Annotated in this window: 2 protein-coding genes; both read right to left on the minus strand. The window is 59.6% G+C overall.

Features of this window, described 5'->3' with window-relative positions; genetic code table 11:
- Nucleotides 1-1,545: TonB-dependent receptor (locus tag ABYM29_RS15300; RefSeq protein ID WP_372865659.1), on the minus strand; the 1,545-nt coding region annotated here is incomplete at its 3' end.
- Between the two features lie 143 nt (nt 1,546-1,688).
- The coding region (locus ABYM29_RS15305) for a CocE/NonD family hydrolase (protein WP_372865660.1) at nt 1,689-3,269 on the minus strand (1,581 nt) is incomplete at its 5' end.

A 3,269-nucleotide genomic window follows, 5' to 3' on the forward strand; every position in this document is an offset into this window, starting at 1 on the left:
CGACACATTGTCGACCTTTCTGGCGTTGCGAATATCGTGATTTTCCGAGTTGTTTAGCGCCCCGGCGAGAATGGCGTAGCTGGGGTTGGGCGTGCGCTGCTTGCTGCGAAACTCGGCGATATCCAGATATTTATGCGCCTGCTTCTCATCCTGCCCCCAGCGCAAACCCAGCGTGGCGCTGAGCGATTCGAGAATATTCCAGGTGGCCTGGGCAAACACCGCCACGCTGTCGGTGTCCTGTTCGAACTCGGTAAAGGTGGCCAGCTGACTGGGCAGCGAGATGGTGGTGCCCGGCAGCGGAATCGAGCTGGGCACACCGAGGGCCTGAAAGTCGAGGTTCAGCCACAGGGTGCTGTTCAGCTGTTGCTGGTGCGCGTAGATACCGCCGATAAAATCGACATATTCGCCGACGCTGCCGGCAATGCGAAACTCCTGACTCAGCTGGACGAAGTCCTCGGTATTTTCGGTGCCGATAAACTGCAGGTCGGTGAAATCGGCATCGAGGTTGAAGTGAAAATCAAACTGCGAATAGCCGGTGACACTGGTCAGGGTCAGGGTGTCACTGAGGGCATAATCCAGGGTCAACACCGCTGACTCGCTGTTGTTCTGCGTCACCGCCGGCTGCCAGTCGAACTGGCGGTCGGATTTGCGGCGATCTAGGCGGCCGTCTTCACGGGGGTCGATTTCATCTTCCAAATTAACCGAGTACAGCGGCACCAGAGCATTGACTGGCAGGCCAAAATTGGACGGATACAGGGCAAAGGTGCCCGTGTTGTCGACCAACTGGTGGGTGCTGCCGATTTGGCCGAAGTCGGATTTCTCGACCTTGAAATTCACGTCCAGCTTATCACTGGCTCGCCAGCGCAGCGCCAGGCGCAGCACTTCCTCGGCGCGCTCGGTCTCGTCCTGGTCGAGAATAAAATTGTGCACATAGCCGTCTTCGGTCAAGCGCTTATAGGCGGCCCGCACGGCGAAGGCATCACCCAGCGGCACATTCAATATGGCGGTGACTTCTTCGGCGCCGATTTCCGGGTTGTGCTGTGCGGCAAACTCACCGGAAAATTCGTCCGCCGGCTTGGCGGTGCTGATATTCACCGCCCCGGCGATGGTGTTTTTGCCAAACAGGGTGCCCTGCGGTCCTTTCAGTACTTCGACCAGGGCAATATCGAGAAAGGGCGATTGAAACTGCTGACCACGACCGGCGTAAATGCCGTCGATAAACATACCGACTGACTGCTCAAAACCGCGGTTGTCACCCGAGCCGACGCCGCGAATATACACGGCGTTACCCTGCCCGGTGACCGCCATTTTGAAATTTGGCACATAGGCGGTCAGCTCTTCAATGCGTTGAATGCCGGCATCGCGTATCTTCGCGCCATCCACCGCGGCCACGGCAATCGGCACATCCTGCAAACTTTGCTGCTGCTTCTGGGCGGTCACAATCACTTCTTCCAATTGCGCGCGCGACTTGCCCTCCGCGGCCAAAGCCGCCGCGGGCAGCAGCGTCAGGATCAGGGCGCCGGCCCAAGATTTGCGGACTCCCATAGTCACTCCTTATTAGAATTATCTACAGCAATAGTGACGCAAAGACCGGACGGGGGATTGTTCAACGGTGCCAGCTGTGTCGCCATGCGACAAGCGCGGCGACCATCAGCGGTTGTGCCTGATGGTCGCATTGTGGATGGCGCTTAGTCCGCCGCTGGCAGGGCGCTGATCGGCACAATCGGCAGCACCACACTGGAGGGGCGCTCGGCATCGCTGTACACCGTCAACACACCGGCGAACTGGTCGAGCAGGTCGGCGACGGGCGGAATGCCGCGCGGGAAGTCACTGGCGCCGACGGATATGCGCAGCGAGTGACCCTGTTTAATTACCGCGCTGGTGGCAAAGATCTCGACATTAATCGGCACCACCTCGTTCATGCCCGGCGCCTCGCGACTTTCTTGGGTATAGAGGTGCCAGGGTTGAATCATCTCAGCGGCCAAAAAGCGCGACTGCTGCGGGTCGACCGCCCGCGCCGACGCAGTGAGCAAGCCGCTGGTCAGTGGTCGCGACACGCCGTCGGGGGAAACGTCGCTGACCCGGACAACCACTGCCGCATCCAAGGCCGTGGTCGAAATATATAAATCGGCCTGTATCGGCCCGTTAATAAAATAATCTTCGGTCATCGGCTCGCTGGTAAAACTTACCTCCAGCGCCTCGGCCAGCCGGTTGTCTTCATAACAGGGCAGCGGAATCACCCCGAGAATACCCGCCGACCACTGCGCGGTGCTCTGCGAGCAGACACCCGCCAGTGGCTGCTGGAGTATATTGCTCGCCGCTTCATCGGGCGCTGCGGACTGTGGCGTCAGACTGCCGTCACCGCGCAAATACCAGCGCTCGGGGCGCAGTTGCGGGTGGGGCCAGTCCGGCAACACCACATAGCGCTCTTCACCATAAACGTATTGGGTGACCGCCGGCATCTGCTCGGCACCGCTGTCGATGCCCTTCAAATAATGATCAAACCAGGCCAGTGCAATTTCATCGCCGTGGGGAACACCGTCGGCGGGCAGACCGGCCAGGGTGGAGCCCTGCAAATGGTCCCAGGGGCCGATCAGCAATTTGGCATTGGCGTTATCTTTTATACCCTCGTAGGTCATCGGTTCGCTGCGCTGAAAAATATCGCGCAGGCCACCCACCACAAAGGTCGGCACTCTCACCTTGTCGATATGGGTCAGCGGTGAGCGCACCCGCCAAAACTCGCTGTCGTAGGCGGTTTCATCGCTGCCGGTGGCGCCGCCAATCAAGGTGTTGGCCTGAAATTCCGTCACTGCATTGGCCGTGTGCTCGGCAAAAACACTTAGCAGCTGCGCCGGATCTTCAAAGCTTTCCCGCGCGGGAATCAGCGACAGCCCCGTCACCAAGCCCAGCCAGGCCGGTACAAAAGCGCCGTTGATCTGCCCGCCGGCAAAGGTGATGTCGCGATAGACATCACCCGGCGGCACAATGGCAAACAGCGCCTTGTGGGCCGGGTGGTTGTGCTGGGCGGTCAGCAACTGGGTGATGGCCATAAACGACGGCCCCCAGGTACCGACATTGCCATCGGACCAGGGCTGGCTGGCCACCCAGTCCATGACCTCGGCGTAATCTTCCTGCTCAACGGGCCCCCAGGCTTCCCACACACCCTCGGAGTTGCCAGTACCACGCACATCAACAAAGACATGGGCATAACCGCGCTGAATCAAATAGCCATTCGGTGAACCCACAGCCGCAGTACTGCTGTTGTAACC

It is taken from the genome of Spongiibacter sp. (assembly GCF_041602295.1).
Classification (GTDB): Bacteria; Pseudomonadota; Gammaproteobacteria; order Pseudomonadales; family Spongiibacteraceae; genus Spongiibacter.